The sequence below is a fragment of the Shewanella sp. AS1 genome (genome assembly GCF_021412565.1).
Lineage (GTDB): Bacteria > Pseudomonadota > Gammaproteobacteria > Enterobacterales > Shewanellaceae > Shewanella.
Window position 1 is genome coordinate 1 of record NZ_JAKCLJ010000062.1, and the last position, 291, is coordinate 291.

1 protein-coding gene is annotated in these 291 nt (G+C 66.7%); it reads left to right on the top strand.

All coding sequences use genetic code 11. The features are described 5' to 3' along the window. Window positions 1-291, top strand: a 291-nt coding sequence (locus LZP69_RS16065) for an ABC transporter ATP-binding protein (protein WP_234201703.1), incomplete at both ends; no start/stop codon positions are given.

A 291-nucleotide genomic window follows, 5' to 3' on the forward strand; every position in this document is an offset into this window, starting at 1 on the left:
GCATTACCCGTCGCAGCTCTCGGGCGGCCAGCAGCAGCGGGTGGCCGTGGCGCGGGCGCTGGCCGGCAAACCCTCGATCCTGCTCGCCGACGAGCCGACCGGCAATCTCGACTCCAAGAACGGCGATGCGGTAATGGAGTTGCTGCGCGACCTGCACCGCGAAGGCGCGACGATCTGCATGGTCACGCATGACCAACGCTTCGCGCGGCACGCAGAAAGGACCGTCCATCTGTTCGATGGGCGCATCGTGGAGGAGGATACCGGGGCAGACCGGGAGCAGATATCCTCGAG